Source organism: Streptomyces xylophagus (assembly GCF_000716435.1).
Lineage (GTDB): Bacteria > Actinomycetota > Actinomycetes > Streptomycetales > Streptomycetaceae > Streptomyces > Streptomyces xylophagus.
The window spans coordinates 30,358-47,711 of sequence record NZ_JNWO01000014.1 but is presented as its reverse complement, the minus strand read 5'-3'; the positions used below and the strand labels follow the sequence as shown (position 1 = coordinate 47,711).

At 69.8% G+C, this 17,354-nt stretch carries 14 protein-coding genes; 5 read left to right on the top strand and 9 right to left on the bottom strand.

Features of this window, described 5'->3' with window-relative positions; translation table 11 throughout:
* Positions 1–19 precede the first annotated feature (19 nt).
* The 3 genes from OO70_RS51355 to OO70_RS28730 all read left to right on the top strand — a co-directional run bounded on the left by OO70_RS51355 (position 20) and on the right by OO70_RS28730 (position 4,054).
* Positions 20–1,675, top strand: coding sequence for a serine/threonine-protein kinase (locus tag OO70_RS51355; RefSeq protein ID WP_051741702.1), 1,656 nt, complete (start codon positions 20–22; stop codon positions 1,673–1,675).
* Positions 1,676–1,818: 143 nt separating this feature from the next.
* Positions 1,819–2,364: a hypothetical protein gene (locus OO70_RS28735; protein ID WP_043677404.1), complete on the top strand. Its 546-nt coding sequence runs from the start codon at positions 1,819–1,821 to the stop codon at positions 2,362–2,364.
* A gap of 460 nt (positions 2,365–2,824) precedes the next feature.
* On the top strand, positions 2,825–4,054 hold the full coding sequence (locus OO70_RS28730) for an acyl-CoA dehydrogenase family protein (RefSeq protein WP_051741700.1): 1,230 nt from the start codon (positions 2,825–2,827) through the stop codon (positions 4,052–4,054).
* A 96-nt stretch (positions 4,055–4,150) separates the two neighbouring features.
* Here OO70_RS28730 and OO70_RS28725 read toward each other — a convergent pair whose 3' ends face one another.
* The 9 genes from OO70_RS28725 to OO70_RS28685 all read right to left on the bottom strand — a co-directional run bounded on the left by OO70_RS28725 (position 4,151) and on the right by OO70_RS28685 (position 14,483).
* Positions 4,151–4,747 (bottom strand): GAF domain-containing protein, encoded by a 597-nt coding sequence (locus OO70_RS28725; RefSeq protein WP_043677401.1) that lies wholly within the window; start codon positions 4,745–4,747, stop codon positions 4,151–4,153.
* A 31-nt stretch (positions 4,748–4,778) separates the two neighbouring features.
* A complete protein-coding gene (locus tag OO70_RS28720) occupies positions 4,779–5,381 on the bottom strand; it encodes a GTP-binding protein (RefSeq protein ID WP_043677399.1) in 603 nt (200 codons plus the stop codon).
* Entirely contained in the window at positions 5,359–5,736 is a 378-nt protein-coding gene (locus tag OO70_RS28715) for a DUF742 domain-containing protein (protein WP_043677733.1), read from the bottom strand. The genes OO70_RS28720 and OO70_RS28715 overlap by 23 nt, the downstream gene beginning before the upstream one ends.
* A gap of 2 nt (positions 5,737–5,738) precedes the next feature.
* Positions 5,739–6,176, bottom strand: a complete 438-nt coding sequence (locus OO70_RS28710) for a roadblock/LC7 domain-containing protein (protein ID WP_043677397.1) — start codon at positions 6,174–6,176, stop codon at positions 5,739–5,741.
* Positions 6,177–6,214: 38 nt separating this feature from the next.
* Complete coding sequence (locus OO70_RS28705) at positions 6,215–7,741, bottom strand: sensor histidine kinase (RefSeq protein WP_043677395.1); 1,527 nt, start codon at positions 7,739–7,741, stop codon at positions 6,215–6,217.
* 421 nt (positions 7,742–8,162) lie between these two features.
* Positions 8,163–10,184: an acetoacetate--CoA ligase gene (locus OO70_RS28700; protein ID WP_051741698.1), complete on the bottom strand. Its 2,022-nt coding sequence runs from the start codon at positions 10,182–10,184 to the stop codon at positions 8,163–8,165.
* Entirely contained in the window at positions 10,181–12,406 is a 2,226-nt protein-coding gene (locus OO70_RS56185) for a bifunctional 3-(3-hydroxy-phenyl)propionate/3-hydroxycinnamic acid hydroxylase MhpA (protein ID WP_234336950.1), read from the bottom strand. The genes OO70_RS28700 and OO70_RS56185 overlap by 4 nt, the downstream gene beginning before the upstream one ends.
* 20 nt (positions 12,407–12,426) lie before the next feature.
* The gene (locus OO70_RS28690) at positions 12,427–13,365 is read right to left on the bottom strand and encodes a fumarylacetoacetate hydrolase family protein (protein ID WP_043677393.1); all 939 of its coding nucleotides are present in this window, start codon (positions 13,363–13,365) and stop codon (positions 12,427–12,429) included.
* Positions 13,362–14,483 carry a VOC family protein gene (locus OO70_RS28685; RefSeq protein ID WP_043677391.1) on the bottom strand — a complete coding sequence of 374 codons (1,122 nt, stop codon included), beginning with the start codon at positions 14,481–14,483 and terminating at the stop codon, positions 13,362–13,364. Before OO70_RS28685 ends, OO70_RS28690 begins: the two co-directional genes overlap by 4 nt.
* Positions 14,484–14,628: 145 nt before the next feature.
* Here OO70_RS28685 and OO70_RS28680 point away from each other — a divergent pair, with 145 nt between their 5' ends.
* Together OO70_RS28680 and OO70_RS28675 are read left to right on the top strand one after the other, a co-directional pair.
* Complete coding sequence (locus OO70_RS28680) at positions 14,629–15,264, top strand: TetR/AcrR family transcriptional regulator (protein WP_043677389.1); 636 nt, start codon at positions 14,629–14,631, stop codon at positions 15,262–15,264.
* A 154-nt stretch (positions 15,265–15,418) separates the two neighbouring features.
* A complete protein-coding gene (locus OO70_RS28675; RefSeq protein ID WP_106971781.1) occupies positions 15,419–17,173 on the top strand; it encodes a hypothetical protein in 1,755 nt (584 codons plus the stop codon).
* The last annotated feature ends 181 nt before the right edge of the window (positions 17,174–17,354 follow it).

Below are 17,354 nucleotides of genomic sequence, written 5' to 3'. Positions count from 1 at the left end.
GGGCTGGGGGGCGGGGGCCATGGATCCGCGGATGCAGTTGTCGGTGGGCGGATACGTCTGTGAGCGCGAGCTCGGCCGGGGCGGGCAAGGGGTGGTGTGGCTCGCGCGGGACCGGGCGGGGCAGCAGGTCGTGGTGAAGTTCCTGCTGCCGGGCAAGGAGTACGACGAGGTCGCGCTCGCCCGGGTACGTCGGGAGTTCGGTGCGGCGAGCCGGGTCGGTGAGGTGGCCACGGCGCGGGTCCTCGACGCCGACCTGTCCGGGCGACACCCGTACATCATCAGCGAGTTCGTCCCTGGCCCGACGATCCACGAGCATGTGAAGACCAACGGCCCGCTGCCCTCCGGGCGGCTCCAGTCCCTGGCTCTGACCGTCGCGCACGCGTTGGCGCAGGTGCACCGGGCGGGTGTCGTGCACCGGGACATCAAGCCGTCCAACATCCTGCTCTCCCCGGACGGACCGCGGATCATCGACTTCGGTATCGCCCGCGACGACCGGTCGCCCGAGTCGGCGCTCACCACACCGGGCGGTGCGCTCGGCTCGCCCGCGTACATGTCGCCCGAGCAGGCCAAGTCGCTCCAAGTCACCGGTGCCTCCGACGTGTTCTCGCTCGGCGGCACGCTGTACTTCGCGGCCACGGGGCGGCATCCCTTCGAGGGGGAGAGCGATTACGAGGTGCTGGTCGCCGTGTGCACCCGGGACGCGGACCTCACGGCGGTGCCGGAGCCGGTCCGTTCGGTCATCGCCGACTGCCTGCGCAAGGACCCGGCGAAACGTCCCACGGCTGCCCAACTCGTCACCCGGCTCGCGGGGTTGACGGAGAGCGCGAGGACGGAGTCGCGCACGCCGTCGCGATCGTCCGGACCCAGGAGCGGCGGCACGGGCTCCGGCAGGAGCGCCAAGCAGCTGCGGCTGTGGGGGTTCGCGGCCGGTAGCGCCGCTGTGGCAGTGCTGCTCGCCGTCGTGCTCAGCACCACTTCGGGGGGATCGGCGACGGAGGGCGGCCCGCAGGCCCACGGCTCGGCCTCCGCGTCCTCGTCGTCCGGGAGGTCCACGGGCTCCGTGAGCTCTCAACTCCTCTCGTACACCGACGATTTGACCGACTCGGGCGACTGGTTGCACAAGGACCCGGCCCTGGCGAGGATCACGCACCAGGGCGGGACGATGCTGGTGGATCCCAGACCCGAGCTGGAAGTGTGGCCGCAGGCGCCCTTCGAACCGTCCTCGTTCGCGGTACGCCTGAGCACCCAGACGGAGTGGTACGGCGGCGAGGGCGGGGTCGGGCTGTGGTGCGACGGCTCGGGGGACTACGCGAAAGGCTCCCGCTGGGCGACGTACCTGACGACGGATCAGGAGGCGCTGATCGTGCGGGAGTTCCGGTTCAAGGGGAAGTTCCAGCACGACCGGGTCGTCGAGGTCGACCTCGCGGACGTGGGTATCAAGGTGCGGAGTCAGCGAGAGGTCGACATGTCGATGACCTGTTCCGCTGCCGGCGCTGGCCGGATCAAGGTGGAACTCGCCGTCAACGGCACCCGGGTCGCCTCGTACACCGGCGCCGCCTTCGACGCACGGGGCTGCGGTGTGGCCGCCTTCCACTACAGCGCGACCGACCCGCAGGGCACGGCCTACCACGCGGGTTTCGAGCGCTTCACCGCGACCGAGCTGTCGGCGCGCTGACGAGGTGGGTGGCACGCCGGAGACCTCCTTCGCATCAACGCTCCCTCGGCTCTCCTTGCGGAAGTGGTAACTCCGCCCGGACGGAGGGCAGAACGGGTCCATGCAAGACGACAAGGACCCAACGAGTCCCTGGAGGTGGTGACTTGACCGTCATCGTCGGCCTGGTCCATCGCGGGCGTGTCCACCTCGGCGGAGACTCGGCGGGCAGCAGCGGGTCGCAGCTCACGATCCGCCGCGATCCGAAGGTCTTCACCAACGGCCCCTATGTGCTGGGATTCACGAGCTCGTTCCGTATGGGCCAGCTCCTGCACCACGCCTTCGAGCCCCCGCACCCGGAAGGTGACCTCGACCGTTTCATGGCCACGCGCTTCATCAACGCCGTCCGGACCTGCCTCAAGGACGGTGGATGGGCCCGCAAGGACTCCGAGCAGGAACAGGCGGGCGTCTTCCTCGTCGGCATCAACGGCCGGCTCTTCGAGATCCACGGCGACTATCAAGTCGGCGAGCCCGTCGAGGGATATGCCGCCGTGGGCTCCGGGGACGACCTGGCCCTCGGCGCCCTGCACGCCACCGCGAAGCTCGGCCTCAAACCGCGCGAGCGCCTGACCGCCGCCCTGCGTGCCGCGGATCACCACAGCACATATGTCTCGGCCCCGTACGCCTACGTGAAGACACCCCGCCCGGCGTGAGCCCTGGGGCTGGAGTGACGTAAGTGCAGGTTGTTGCGGCGGAGCCGTCGCCTCCGCCCTCCGACAGTGGCTGATGTTCGACTGTTGAACGCAGGTCAACGGAACTGCCCAGGCTCCCTTATCGGTCAGGCGGAACGTGACTGATTGTCGATGTGGGGCACTGTATGTCCGTCCGGCACATGCCTGTTGGGCAGGTCTCTGTCCGTATTGGGCGTATCTTGTTCGCGCTTGGTCGGTTTCTCTTCGTGACGTGTCCGGAAGAGACCGCCTCGTGGCCCATATCGCACAGTTGGGAGTCCCTGCAAGGCGCCGGGTTTCAGTCAACCTCGTAAGGTGATCTTGGCTGAGATGGGTCGACAAGTAGACAATATTTCGGGCAGGCGCCCAAGGGCGACGAACCACTGCCCGACGAACGACCTCCGGATCAAGCCGGACACGGAGGCAGCGTGCAGGAGGGGTTGTGGAACGCTATTTCACCAGCGGGTGGCACGAGGACCTGCGCCAACGCGTGCGCGAGTTCGCCGAACGCGAGGTACGTCCGCGGATAGCGGAGATGGAGAAGTCGCGCACCGTGGCGCGCGAGCTGTCCAGTCTCATCGCCCGGCAGGGCTGGATCGGCGTGACCATTGGCAAAGAGTACGGCGGAATGGGCGCCGGGCACCTGGCCAAGACCATCACCATCGAAGAACTCGCCCGTGTATGCGGTGCTATGGGAGCCATGGTTCAGGCCTCCCAGCTCGGTGTGGCAAAGATCATTCACTTCGGGAACGCGGAGCAGAAGCGGAAGTGGCTGCCCCGCATCGCCGCCGGCGACTGCCTCCCGACCATCGCCGTCACCGAACCGGAGTCGGGCGGCCATGTGCTGGGCATGGGCAGCACCGCCGTCCGTGACGGCGACGACTACATCCTCAACGGCCGCAAGGTCTTCGTCGGCAACAGCCACGTCGGCGACGTGCACGGCGTGGTCGTGCGCACCGGCGAGGGCTCCAAGGGGCTGTCGGCCTTCCTCGTCGAGTCCGACCGCCCCGGCTTCTCACTCGGCGAACAGGTGCCGGCCATGGGCCTGCACGGTTTCAGCTTCGGCGAGATCATCTACGACAACTGCCGTGTACCGGCGGCGAATCTGCTCGGCGGCGAGGGCAAGGGCCTGGCCGTCGCCTACTCGTCGAGCATCCTCTACGGCCGCCCCAACCTCACGGCGGTCTCCCTCGGCATCCACCAGGCCGTCTTCGAGGAGACCACGGCGCTGTGCATCGAGCGCGAGCGCTTCGGAGCACCGCTGGGCGACCTCACCAACATCAAACTCAAGCTGGGCAGGATGAAGTCCCGGCTGATGACGGCCCGCCTGGCCGCCTACCACGCCGTCCACCTCCTCGACCAAGGGCTCTCCTGCGACGCGGAGTTGATGAACGCCAAACTCCTCAACGTCGAGGCGGCCGTCGACTCGGCCCGCGACGGCATGGAGATCCACGCCGCCAGCGGTCTGTTCACCGACCGCCCGGTGGAGCGGTATCTGCGCGACGCCCATCACATCTACGCCCCCGCCGGCACCTCCGACATCCAGCTGCTGAGGCTGGGCGAGGTGGCCCTCGGTACGGCCAAGGGCCAGTGGTCCGAGCGACTGGCCGACCTCGTACGGACCGTCCAACCCCAGCGCCGCCTGGGGCAGTTGGAGACGGCCGGCACGTGAGGTGAACACCGGGGAGCCACGGACACAGTGTCGTGCCCGCGGCTCCCGTCCTGAACGTCTTCCGAAGTCGGCGCCCCCGCACAGGAGTCGGCGGACTCAGATACCGCCCCGGGTCTCCATCGCGTGGAGCCGGTCGACCAGTTGCTGCGCCAGCGACTTGATCGTCGCCAGGCCCTCGCGCCCCCACGGATGGGTGTCCGTGTCGACCACGCAGATCGTGCCCAGGGCCATGCCCGTCTTCCAGTCGATCAGCGGCGCGCCCATGTACGAGCGGATGCCTATCTCGTCCACGACACTGTTGCCCGCGAATCGCGGGTAGTCGCAGACGTCCTCCAGGACCAGCGCCTTCTTCCGCACCACGACGTGCGGGCAGTAGCCCTGATCACGTGTCATCGTCCGGCCGACCTCCGGCTGCTCCTCCGGCGCCAGCTGGACGCCCGGACGGCCACCGGCGTACAGGCCCGCGAAGTACTGACGGTTCTCGTCGATGAAGTTGACCATCGAGAAGGGCGCGCCCGTGACATGCGCCAGGTTGCGGGCGAACTCGTCGAACTCCGCGATCGGCGCGTCCCCGAGGCCGAGTTCACGCAGCCGCGCCACCCGGGCGGCCGCCTCCCGGTCCTCGGGAGTGAGCAGCAGATGACTGGTCGGGTCGTACGAGTTCTGGGTGTTGTAGGGAACCGGGGCTGACATGCAGGCTCCATTCGGTCGCGTCGAGCGGGGCTCAGCGCGACGGGTAAAGCTCCGCGGGCGGGGTGCCGGGAGTCGAGGCGAGCAGATGCTGTACGAGGGCGATCAACACGCGGGTACCGGAGTTGCACTGCCGCGCGTCGCACATCACGACGGGTACGTCGGGCTTGAGGTCGAGGGCCGCGCGGATCTCGTCGGACTCGTAGTGATAGGAGCCGTCGAACTCGTTGACGGCCACGATGAAGCCGATGCCACGCCGTTCGAAGAAGTCGACGGCGGCGAAGCAGTGGTCCAGCCTGCGGGTGTCCGCGAGCACCACGGCCCCGAGCGCCCCGTTGGACAACTCGTCCCACATGAACCAGAACCGCTCCTGCCCGGGCGTGCCGAACAGATAGAGGACGTGCTCCTTGTCCAGGGACATCCGGCCGAAGTCCATCGCCACGGTGGTGGTCGACTTGTCCTCGATGCCCACGAGGCTGTCGGTGCGGGCGCTGACCGAGGTCAGCAGTTCTTCGGTGCTCAGCGGCTCGATCTCGCTGACCGCACCGACGAACGTGGTCTTGCCGACCCCGAAGCCCCCGGCTATGAGGATCTTCAGGGCGGTGGGGAAGGGGTCAGAGCCGCTTACGTAGTCCATGCAGCACCGCCTCCAGGAGGTTTCGGTCGGTCGGGGAGGCCGCCTCGACGGCACGCGGCGAGCGCAGGGTGAGCGCCTGATGCGTCACGAGGTCGGAGAGCAGAACTTTGGTGGTCACGGCGGGCAGCCGCAGATGCGCGGCCACCTCGGCGACCGAGATGGGCGTACCGCACAGGGTGAGGACCTGGTCGTAGTCGGGCCCCAGATAGCTCTGGGGCCTGGTACCGGTGGCCATCACCAGGGTGAGCAGGTCGAAGTGCGCCGAGGGACGGGTACGACCGTTGGTGACGGTGTACGGCCGTATTAACCGCCCTGCCTCGTCGTCGAGCCACGACCCGTCCTCCGCGTCCGACATGGTCAGCGCCTCGGATCCATCGACGAGCCGGCCCCCTGCTGTCGGACCGGCGTGGCCAGGTAGGGACGAACGCTCTTGACCAGCATGGCCATTTCGTAGCCGAGGACGGCCGCGTCGGCCTCCCGGTCGGCCAGCACGGCCAGACAGGCGCCGGAGCCCGCGGCGCACACGAACAGCAGGGCGCTGTCCAGTTCCACGACCACCTGCCGCACATCGGCGCCCTGGGCGAACTGCGCGCCCGCGCTGCGGGCCAGCGAGTGCAGACCGGATGCCAGGGCGGCCAGGTGCTCGGCCTCGGCCGCCGTCTCCAAACCGTCGGCGGCCTTCGCGAGGCCGTCCGTGCTCAGCAGCACAGCGCTGCGGGTGTAGGGGACCCTCTGGACGAGTCCCGCCAGGAGCCAGTCGAGGTTCTGCTGGCCGGCGTGCATGTCGCTCACGATGGCGTTCTTCTCCTTGATGCGAGTAACGGAGCCTGCGGTCAGCGAGCGCTGTCAGTGGAAGGCTCGTCGGGTTCGTTGTCGGCGAGGCTGACTCCGCGCCGGAACATGGCCATCAGTCCCGGATCGTGCTCGACCTCTTGTTCCTCGGTCTTGCGCGGGGCCGGACCCTCACGCAGCTCCGGTACGAGATGTTCCTGCGCGTGCCGCTGCGGCAGCCGCGGCCGCTCGTCCCGGGACTCCCGGGCGTACGGCACGGACCCGCGCTCACGCGGCGCCGCCGGTTCCACGGTCCTCGGGTGCGGTTGCTGCTGGTGCGCGACGGGCATCGGGGCGTTCCCGGTGCGGGCCGGGGGCAGCGGCTGCCGGAACGTGGGCGGCGGGGCGGCGGGCTGGTGCGCGGGGGCCTGCACGGCCGCGTGGTGGGCCGGGGGTATCTGGACCGGCGGCCGGGACATGTCGGCGACCACCTGGGCGTGGCCCTGGGCCGGCAACTCGCCGGGCTCCTCGCCCATCAGCCCGCGCGGGATGACCAGGATGGCCTGGATACCGCCGTAGATGTTGCTCTGCAGCCGGACCGCGATGCCGTGCCGGCGGGCCAGCGCGGACACCACGTACAGGCCGATACGGCCGTCCGCGAGCAGCTTGCTGATGTCGATGCGGTCCGGCTCGGCGAGCAGCGTGTTGATACGGGCCTGCTCCTGCGCGGGCATGCCCAGACCGCGGTCCTCGACCTCGACGGCGAGACCGGCGGTCACGCGCTGGGCGCGCATCAGCACCTGGGTCTGGGGCTCGGAGAACGTCGTGGCGTTCTCGACGAGTTCGGCCAGCAGGTGGATGACGTCGGCCACGGCGTGGCCGCGCAGGGTGCCCTCGATCGGGGGTACCAGCTTGACCCGGGAGTAGTGCTCGACCTCGGCGATCGACGAACGCAGCACCTCGGTCAGCGTCACCGGGCGGGTCCACTGGCGGCGGGACACCGAGCCGCCGAGCACGGCCACGTTCTCCGCGTGGCGGCGGATACGGGTGGCGAGGTGGTCGACGTGGAACAGGCCCTTGAGGAGCTCGGGGTCCTCGACCTCGTTCTCCAGCTGGTCGAGCATGTTGATCGCGCGGTGCACGAGCGACTGCAGACGCCGGGCGAGGTTGACGAAGACCTCGACGCGCTCCTCGCTGTCCGGCGCGGAGGCCCGGGCGAGCTGCGCGGTCTGCGCGACGACGGTACGGGCCTGCCACAGGCCCACACCTATCTCGTACGTGAGCCGGCCGAGCGGATCGGACTGCGAAGGCGGCTGGTGCGTGAACGGCACCTGCGCCACCGGCTCGCCGCGCTCCAACCGCTGGAGCACGTCCTGCAGATCGGCCTGGCCCGTGGCGACCGTGCGGCGCAGTGACGCGTACTGCTGGGAGATCCCGGCGGCCTCGGTACGACCGAGCCGTACGCCACCGAACAGGATTCCGCAGCCGAGGACGGCGGCGACAGCGAGCACCGTCCAGGTGGTCCCGTCGGCGTAACCGCTCTGCGTACGCAGCACGATCAGGACGACGGCGGCGGCGAGGATCGCCATGGCGGCGGCGGGCAGGACGGCGAGCCGGACCGAACGTGACCGAGTGGCCGAATCCGACGGTCCGTCCTGGGTGGAGGACCGGGCGTGTCTGTTTCGCGCGGAGCCCGATCCTGTCGTTCGATCGGGCTCCGAGGGCACAGCATAGGAGGGGATTTCGGGCATCGGAGTCCTCTCGATCAACCGGGTGGGACACACGGCGCGCAGCGCACATTAACCGTCAAGTCCGGTAAGGAATGGGACAGTTAACGGTCAGCCACCCTACGCCACCATCCTTAATGAGACGTAATCACGTCACGGTAGACGTCCAACCTGGCCTGCTGAAACGGTTCTCTGCTGCTTCCTGTGAAGGGAACGGGCGCTGTCTACGCGGCAAAGGACCCATTTGCCGCATCCGGCAACACTCCGGAAACGCAGAGTTGGCTCAACTGTTGTCTGCGTGAGCCGGAAAGTTCGTCCTGTTCGGCGGCTGTGCGCGGCGGACCCGACGCCGCTCGGCCCCCAACTGTGTGAAGAGGTCGAGGAGTTCCGGTGCGTCCACGGTGGCTGGATTCACCACCCTCTCGGCAGGAGCTCCCTGAAGCAGGCGTTTGACGGGGACTTCGAGCTTTTTGCCGGTACGGGTGTGGGGGATCGCCGGGACCTGGAGGATCTCGTCGGGGACGTGACGGGGTGAGGCACCGGTGCGGATCGCTTCGCGGATACGGTCGCGGAGGGCGTCGTCGAGGGTCACGCCGGCCGCGGGAACGACGAACAGTGGCATCCAGTAGCCGCCGTCGGGTTCCTCCGCGCCGATGACCAACGCCTCGGCGACCTCGGGGAGTTGCTCCACCACGTCGTGGATGTCGGCGCTGCCCAGCCGCACCCCGTGCCGGTTGAGGGTGGAGTCGGAGCGGCCGTGGACGATGACCGAGCCGTGCGAGGTGAGGGTGATCCAGTCGCCGTGCCGCCAGACACCGGGGTAGGTCGAGAAGTACGCCTCGCGGTAGCGGGTGCCGTCGGGGTCGTTCCAGAAGTACAGCGGCATGGACGGCATGGGCCGGGTGACGACGAGTTCGCCGACCTGGTCGATCACGGGGAAGCCCTCGGCGTCGTAAGAGGCAAGCGCCACGCCCAGGTTGGGGGCCGACAGCTCTCCGGCCCACACGGGGGTGGTGGGCGCGCTGCCGGCGAACCCGGAGACGACGTCGGTGCCGCCGCTGGTCGAGGCGAGCTGGATGCGGTCGCCGACATGGTCGCGGACCCAGGGGTGGGCGGACGCGGGCAGTGCGGAGCCGGTGCAGCCGATCGCGCGGACGGACGACAGATCGTGCGTGGCCGGTTCGATGCCGAACTTGGCCATCCCCAGCAGGAATTGGGGGCTCGTGCCGAACACCGTGACGCGGTGGCGGGCGGCCAGTTCCCACAGGATGTCGGGACGGGCGAGCGGGGCGGGACTGCCGTCGTAGGTGCAGGTGGTCGCGCCGGTGAGGAGGGTGGAGGCGACCAGGTTCCACATCATCCAGTGGGTGGTGGTGTACCAGAGGAGCCGGTCGCCGGGGCCGAGGTCGGAGTGCAGGGCGAGGGTCTTCAGGTGCTCCAGCAGGACACCGCCATGCCCGTGGACGATGCCCTTGGGGAGGCCGGTGGTGCCGGAGGAGAAGACGACCCAGAGGGGGTGGTCGAACGGCACGGCGGTACAGACGAGTTGCTCGGTACGGGTGGAGGCGTCCTCCCAGGGGACGATCAGGGAAGGGTAGTTGGCGACTGGCCCGGGGAGGCCGACGTGGTCGACCAGAACCGTCGCCTTCAACGTCGGGAGCGCGCGGGCGAGTTCGAGGGCTGCGTCGCGGCGGTCGTGGATGGTCCCGTTGAAGAGGTAGCCGTCGGCGGCGAACAGGACGGTGGGTTCGAGCTGGGCGAAACGGTCTGCGGCGGCAGTGGGGGAGTAGTCCTGCCCGCATACGGACCACACGGCACCCAGACTTGCGGCGGCGAGGAACGCGACGATCGCGTGCGGGGTGTTGGGCAGATAGCCGACGACCCGATCGCCGCGACCCACCCCGAGATCGCGGAGAGTGGCGGCGACGGAGGCGACCTGTGCGCGCAACTGATCGGCGCTGACGGGGCGGGCGGCACCCGTCTCGTCCAGTGCGATGATCGCGGTCCGGTCGGAGTCCAGGTTCCGCAGGGCGTGGTGGGCGTAGTTGAGGGTGGCGCCGGTGAACCAGCGGGCGCCCGGCATGCGTTCGTCGGCCAGCACCTCCTCGTACGGGGTGTCCGCGTCGACGCCGAAGTACTCCCACACGGCACCCCAGAAGCCGGCCAGATCGGTGACGGACCAGCGGTGCAGGGCGGCGTAGTCCGCGCCGTCCATCCCGACGTGACGGGCGAAGTCCACGATGCGACTGCCTGCGGCGGCCTCGGCGTCAGGGGTGAAGAAGGGTTCCGGGTGTGGCGGGTTCATCGCGTCGTGCTCCTCAACAGGCTTGTGTGGTCGGTCCGTTGGGCGTGGTGGGGGAGGGGGAAGAGATTTCGGGTGGTGTGCAGGAGGGACGCCCAGGCGGCGGTGTCCGTGAAGGCATGTCGGCCCGACGGCACGACGTCCATCACCACGCGGTCGGGCCGCACGAGTACGGCGTCCACCCTTCCCGCCCGCATCCAGCCGGCCAGCACACCGTCGTCACCGAGTCCGCTCACGTCGATCGTCCGGGCCCCGAGGGCGTGGCTGACTGCCGTCAGCGCGGGGGCGAGGGGGACGGCGGTCAGTACGGCGAAGGAGCCGCCGAGAAGGTCGTCGAGCCGGGTACGCCGGCCGTCGATGGTCAGCCAGGGTTGCGGGCAGGGGGTGCCTGGGAGGGTACGGGGGAGTCGGGGGTGAGGAGTGGTGGGTCGGGGTTGAGGGTGGAAGTCGCCCGCTGAGCCGGCGGGGTGCCCGCGTTCCGGGCAGAGGCTGTCCGCCGGGCCTTCGAGGCGCCCGGGTTCCAGGCGGAGGCCGCTCGCCGCGCCTTCGGGGTTCTGAAGAGGCGGGCCGGACACGTCTGTTGAGGCACCGGGCTGGTGAAGCGGCAGGCAGGGCAACTCTGTTGAGTCACCGGGGTGGTGAAGCGGAGCGCGGGACCGGTCCGTTGAGTCAATGGCGTGCCGAAGTGGCAGGCGGAAATTGTCCGCTGAGCCATCAGACCGCCCCCGTTCCGCGAAGTCACCGTCCGCCGGGGCTTCGGAACGCCGGTTCACCGCTCGACTGTCACTTGCCGGGCTTTTGGAAAGCCGGTCCTCCGCTCGACCGTCACTCGCGGGGCTTTTGGAAAGCCGGCCTTCCGCTCGACCGTCACTCGCCAGGCCTCCGGGACGCCGGTCCTCCGCCCGACCCCCATCCGCCCAGCCCCCGGAACGCCGGCCCTCCACCCGACGCCCACCCGCCAGACCCCCGGAACGCCAAGCCCCCGCCCACAAGCCCTCCGCCAAACCGCCAAGCGGCCCTGTGCGCCGCCGCACAAGCGGCCCCGCCGACAACGCCGGACTCAAGTCACGCCCGGCCAGCGCCACCAGTCCTGGTACCCGGCACATCGCCCCCAGAGCGCCCCGACGCAGCGCGGCGGCGCTGTCCTGACCCCCGGTCATGGCCCAACCCATCGCTACCGCGAGTCGGATCACATGCCGGGCGTGCGGCTTGCGTTCGGTCTCGTAGGTGTCCAACAACCTTTCCTCGCCGCCCTGTCGGAGCACTCGGGCCAGCTTCCAGGTCAGGTTGTGGGCGTCGCGCAGGCCCGTGCACAGCCCCTGTCCGACGAAGGGTGGCGTGAGGTGGGCCGCGTCGCCGAGGAGGAAGACGCGGTCGCGGCGCCAGTGGTCGGCGATGCGGGCTCGGAAGGTGTACGGCGCCTGCCGCACCACCTCGAAGTCGGCGCCGTAGGGCACGTCGACCCACGGCGCCACCAACTCCCGTAGCCGATCGTGGTCCAGCTCGGTGTCGGCGTCCGGCAGCCGGAACTCCCAGCGGTAGCGGTCCTCGCCCACCCGCATGAACGTCGCCGGGCGTGCCGGGTCGCAGACCTGGTCCACGCCCTCCCAGCAGCGCACCGGAAGCGTGGTGCGCACGTCGACGACCGTCCAGCGTTCCTCGAAGCGCAGGTCCTCCCACGTGGCCCCGATGGCGGCACGGGTGACGCTGTTGGCGCCGTCGCAGCCGAGCACGGCGTCCGCCCGCAGTCGGTGTTCACCCGCGCTGTCGCGGTAGGTCACCCGGACCGGACCGGCACCGTCCTGCTCGACACCGACGACCTCCACCCCGCCCCGCAACTCGCACTCCGGCGCGCGGGCCAGCGCCTTGCGCAACAGCCGTTCCAGCTCGGGCTGGTCGAACATGCTGGTCTGCGGGAAGCCGTGCGGACCCTGCTCGGCGCGCGGGAACTCGGCCATCACCCGGTGCCGGGGGTCCAGCAGTCGCAGCCCCCGTGAGGGGCGGGCGATCGCGGTGAACTCCTCTTCCAGACCCGCCGATTGGAGAATCCTGCGTACCTCGTCGTCGACGGCGACGGCACGCGGCAGGGGGTAGATGTCGTGGTGGCGTTCCAGGACGACGGTCCGTACGCCGTGCCGGGCCAGCAGCAACGCGGCCGTCACGCCCACCGGTCCGGCTCCGACGATCACCACGGGTATGTCTGTCGAGTCGGTCTCGACGCTCATGTGCGGCTCACTTCAGGGTCTCAGATCGCGTCGGTCACGGGCGTGCGCTGCTCACCGAGGTCGAGGCGTCCGTCCGGCGTGGCGATGGAGGCGGTCACGACATCACCCGCATGCAGGTAACGCGGGTTGCGCGCCTGGCTCTTGAAGAACGCCTTCCACTTCACGGCGGGCGGCAACAGCGCGCCGAGCTTCTCGACGGCCTTCGGCGGAGCCTTCAGCGCGGTGCCGCCGGGGGTGCCGGTCAGCAGCAGGTCGCCGGGTTCCAGCGTCTGGAACCGGGCCAGCAGCGTGAGCGCCCGCGCCGGCCGCACGATCATGTCGGCCAGGGTGCGGTCCTGCCGCGCCTCCCCGTTGACGCTCAACTTCAGCCGCAGATCGAGAAGATGGGCGAAGTCCTCCGCCTCCAGCAGGCAGAGGTACGGCCCGGTCGGCGTGAACGTGGGGTACGACTTGCTCTCGTAGAACTGCGTCTTCGTCAACTGGACGTCCCGCGCGCTGACGTCATTGGTGACGACGAGCCCGGCGACGTACGACGGCAGGTCCCGCTCCTCCACGACTGTGCCGACGGGCAGCAACGCCCCCATGACGAGCCCGAGTTCGACCTCGTAGTCGAGGAAGTCCACATGAGACGGGCGGACGATGGCGTCCCCGGGGCCGCTGACCGAGCCCGACGCCTTGCGGAAGAAGGCGGGCGGGATGTCGCCGCGGAATCCCGAATCGCGGGCGTGGCTGCGGTAGTTGACCATCTGGGCGACGACCCGGCAGGGAGTGGTGACCGGGGACAGCGCCACCAGATCGGCGACCGGCGTACCCGGCTCGTCGCCGGCCGCGGCTTCCCGGACCGCGTCACGGTCGTCGAGCAACTCGGCGGTGGTGACGGCCTTCGTGCCGATGCGGACGGCGTGTGAGTTGCGTACCGCCCACCAACCCTCGGCGGTACGCAGGACATTGGTGCTCATGAGCTCATCGCTTTCATCAGGCCCAACAGGCGTGCCGGGTCGAGTTCGTTGTCGCCGCGCAGGGCGTGCAGTACTTCACGGACCTTCGCGGGGGACGGGTTCGTACCGAGGAAGTCACGGGTGGCAGGCGGCCCCCACTGGGCCAGCCCGCTCGCGGACATAGGAGCCCAACCGGGCTCCAGATCGCGGGAGAACAGGTCGCCGTCGGCGAAGTGCTCCAGCATGAAGTGGTCCGGATCGCGCCAGTAGTCGAAGAGCTGGCTGCCCTGGATGTGCCGCCCGATGCCCCAACTGCGCTTGTAGCCACGCTCCTTGAGGTATTCGCCGCCCACGGCGATCGCGTCCAGGTCCGTCACCTGGTAGGCGGAGTGGACGTAACCGTTGCCCGGCCCGAGGTGCATGGCCAGCGTGTGGTGGTCGACGGGCAGGTCGCCCAGGTCGCACCGCAGGAACGCCATCGTTGGGCCCCGGTCGCGTTGCCCGTCCAGGAACAGGAAGTCCGACACGATCAGGCCGAGCGTGTCCAGATACCAGTCCAGGGCGCGGCCGAACACCCTTGTCTCCAGCACCACATGACCCAGGCGCTGGATCCGGGACGGCTCCCGGGGCGGGCGCTGGGTGGTGTTCCTACGGCTGTGATCCGTGCCGAAGTTCAGTAGCAGCGGCTGCTGTTCGGGGAGCGACGGGAGTGACTCGGCGCAGTGCGCCACGCGCACGGGGAAGCCCGAGGGGTCCAGCAGGTGCACGGACCTGCCGCCGCCCGGGACGTCGGCGTCCTGTACGTCCGTCCCGGTCGCCCGGGCCAGCCGGTCCAGGTCGGCCCGCTCGGCGGCGCGGAACGCCGGGCCGATGAAACGGGACGTACGGCCGCGCCGGATCACCATGCAGGGGGAGCCCGCGAAGGTGCCGCGCAGCCACAGAGCGTCCGGCGTACGGGCTGCCACGGAGAAGCCGAAGTCGAGGGCGAACACCTCCGCCCGGTCCAGGTTGGGCTTCTCGAACTCCAGCCAGGCCAGGTCGGCCACCTTGATCACGGGGTTCCGGGAGCGGCCGGGGTGCTCGCCGCGCGGGGCACCCCGCTCGCTGTGGAGGTCCTGGTGGGCCGTTCTGACGTCCATGGTCTCCTCGTTCGCCGCCGGGCAACATCGCCGTAATGAGGAAATCATCAACTTTGACACTCTGGTCGTCAATAGCCCATCCCCAATGAACTGATTGATTCATCAGAACTGTGGGGTGCGAGGTTCCGTTGCTAAGCTCGCGCGTATGCCGACGTCAGCCCCGCCCCGCAACCGCTTCGAGCGCCGTCGCGCCGAGACCCGCCAGGCGCTCGTCCGGGCGGCCCGGCAGATCCTCGCCGAGACCGGGGACACCAGCGCGAGCATCCAGACCATCGCGGAGCGCGCGGACGTCGGCTTCGGCTCCTTCTACAACCACTTCGAGTCGAAGACGGAACTGTTCGACGCGGCCGTGGTCGACGCCCTCGAAGAGCTCGGTCAGACCTTCGACGAACATCTCCGGGACATCGACGATCCCGCGGAACTCGTCGCGGCCGGCCTCCGGCTCAGCGCCCGCATGGCCGACTCCCGGCCGGAACTGATGCAGGTGCTGCGCCACCGCGGCCTGCGTCACATCCACTCCGCCCGCGGCCTCGCCCCGCGCGCCGTACGGGACTTGGAGGCCGGTGCGGCCTCCGGGCGCTTCACCGTCGCCGACACGACCGTTGCCGTGGCGGCACTTGGTGGTTCGTTGTTGGCGTTGCTGGAACTGCGGTTCGCCGAACCGGAGTTGGACGGTGAGGAGGCGGCCTCGAACCTCGCCGAGATGCTGCTGCGCATGCTCGGTGTCGCGGCGGGCGACGCGCACGACGTGGCGCGGCGGGCGCTGCCCGACCTCAACTGACGCGCCGGACCTTGCCGTATTTCACCACTTTCTTCCCGAGCTCTTCCCTCCGACCGGTGAACCTCACCGGCTCTTTTCACCTCTACGACATGTAGTAGGGGTGACCCCCGCGTGAACTGCCGACCGACGGGGACGGAGCGAGGAGAAGGACGCCATGGATGACGGTCCCCGTGCCGGCGGTGGTCTCCGGTCGAGGCAGGGCGACGCGCCCTCCATGGCGGGGCCGCTGTGGGCCCGGCCGCTCACGACCGGGCCCGCCGCGCCGCAGCAGCTGCACCGGGGGATGACGCTGATCGCCGCGATCAGCCTGTTCATCGGCACCCGCTCCGCCTGGACGCGGGCCATGACCTCCCATCCGCCCCTCGCCGGGATCATCTCCGTCTGTTACGCCGGAATCCTGGTCGCCGGTGTCCTCGCCCTCACCACGCGCACCCGGCGCGCCCTGATCCGGGTGGACGCCGGCGTCCTGCTGCTCGCCGTCGTGCTGGTCCTCTGCGGCTACTGGCTCAACCACGCCGGCACCGACGAGGGCGTGCTCACCGCGCAGGCCGCGACCCAGATCCTGCACGGCCACCCCGTCTACGGTCAGCCCTGGCCATGGCTCTTCGACTCCTCGTCCGTCGGCATCACCAAGACGATGTCGGGCGGCGCCGACTACACCTACGGCTATCCGCCGCTGACCGCGCTGCTCGCCGCCCCCGTCCACGCCGTGATCCACTCGACGGCCGCCGCCACCCTCGTCACCACCGGCGCGCTCCTCGCGGGCGCCGTCCTGCTGTGGCTGCTGCTCCCGGCGCCCTGGCGGTCCGGCGCCACCGCCGTGTGCCTCGGCTTCGGCTTCCTGCCCGGCTACGCCTACTCCGGCTACCCCGCGGTCCTCGCCCTGGCGCTCCTCATCCCGGTGGTGGTCAGGTGGCCCGACACCGGAGCCGGCGGCCGGCTCGGAGTGCCCGGAGTACTGCAGGCCCTCTGCCTCGGCGCGGCCTGCGCCACCCAGCAACTCGCCTGGTTTCTCACGCCGTTCCTCCTCGTCGGCCTCTACGCCGTCCGGCGCGGCGACCTCGGCCCCCGGCTCGCCCTCGGCGTGGTCGCCCGCTACACCGGGACCGCCGCACTGACCTGGGCCGCGATCAACGCCTACTTCGCCACCCAGGACTTCCACAGCTGGCTGCACGGCCTGCTGCTCCCGCTCACCCAGAAGGCGATCCTGCACGGCCAGGGCCTCATGGGGATCTCGTACTACTTCACCGCGGGCAGCAGGCACCTCGACTACTACTCCTACGGCAGCCTCCTGCTCCTCCTGGGCCTGCTCGCCGCCACGGTGTTCTTCGTGCGGCGGCTCGGCCCGGCGATCACCGTGCTGCCCTGGCTGAGCTTCTACCTCGCCACGCGGTCCCAGGACGGCTACTTCCTGATGATGACCCCGCTGTGGCTCGCGGCGGCCGCCACCGTCCCGGCCTCCGCGCTCGCCTCGGCCTGGCAGCCCCGCATCCCGCACGTGACCGGACACCGCGCCAAGGCCGTCCTCGCGGCGGGGCTCGTCGCGCCCGCCGTGCTGTGCGTCACGGTCGCCGCGGCCAGTGCGCCGCCGCTGCGGATGAGCATCACACCGAGCTTCGTGGAACGGTCGGGCCATCGGGACATCACCGCCCTCGTGACCCGTGTCGTCAACACCACGGCGACACGGCTCACCCCGCACTTCGCCAGCCGCCTCGGGCAGGGCGCCTCCGCCTGGTGGACCGCCTCCGGCGGCCCGAAGTCCCTGGCTGCGCACGCCTCCGCGACGTACGTCGTGAAGCCGCCCGGCGGTCTCCGGCGGGTGCCGGGCGGGTCGCATCCCCGCTTCTATCTGATCGCCGTGACAGGGTCCCCGATGACCATCACCACATCGAAAATTCCGATCAGTTGACCAAACTTGACGCAAAATGCGAACCCGTAAATGAGAAAGGCGCTACAACGCTCTCATCTGAGATTGTTATATTGCGCAACCACGCAAGCGAGACGGGAACCCCGCCTCGCCCGACCCGACACGGCCGCGCGCCCCTGGCCGCAGCACCGACGGCCTGAACGGCCCGACCGTTTTGTGGGAG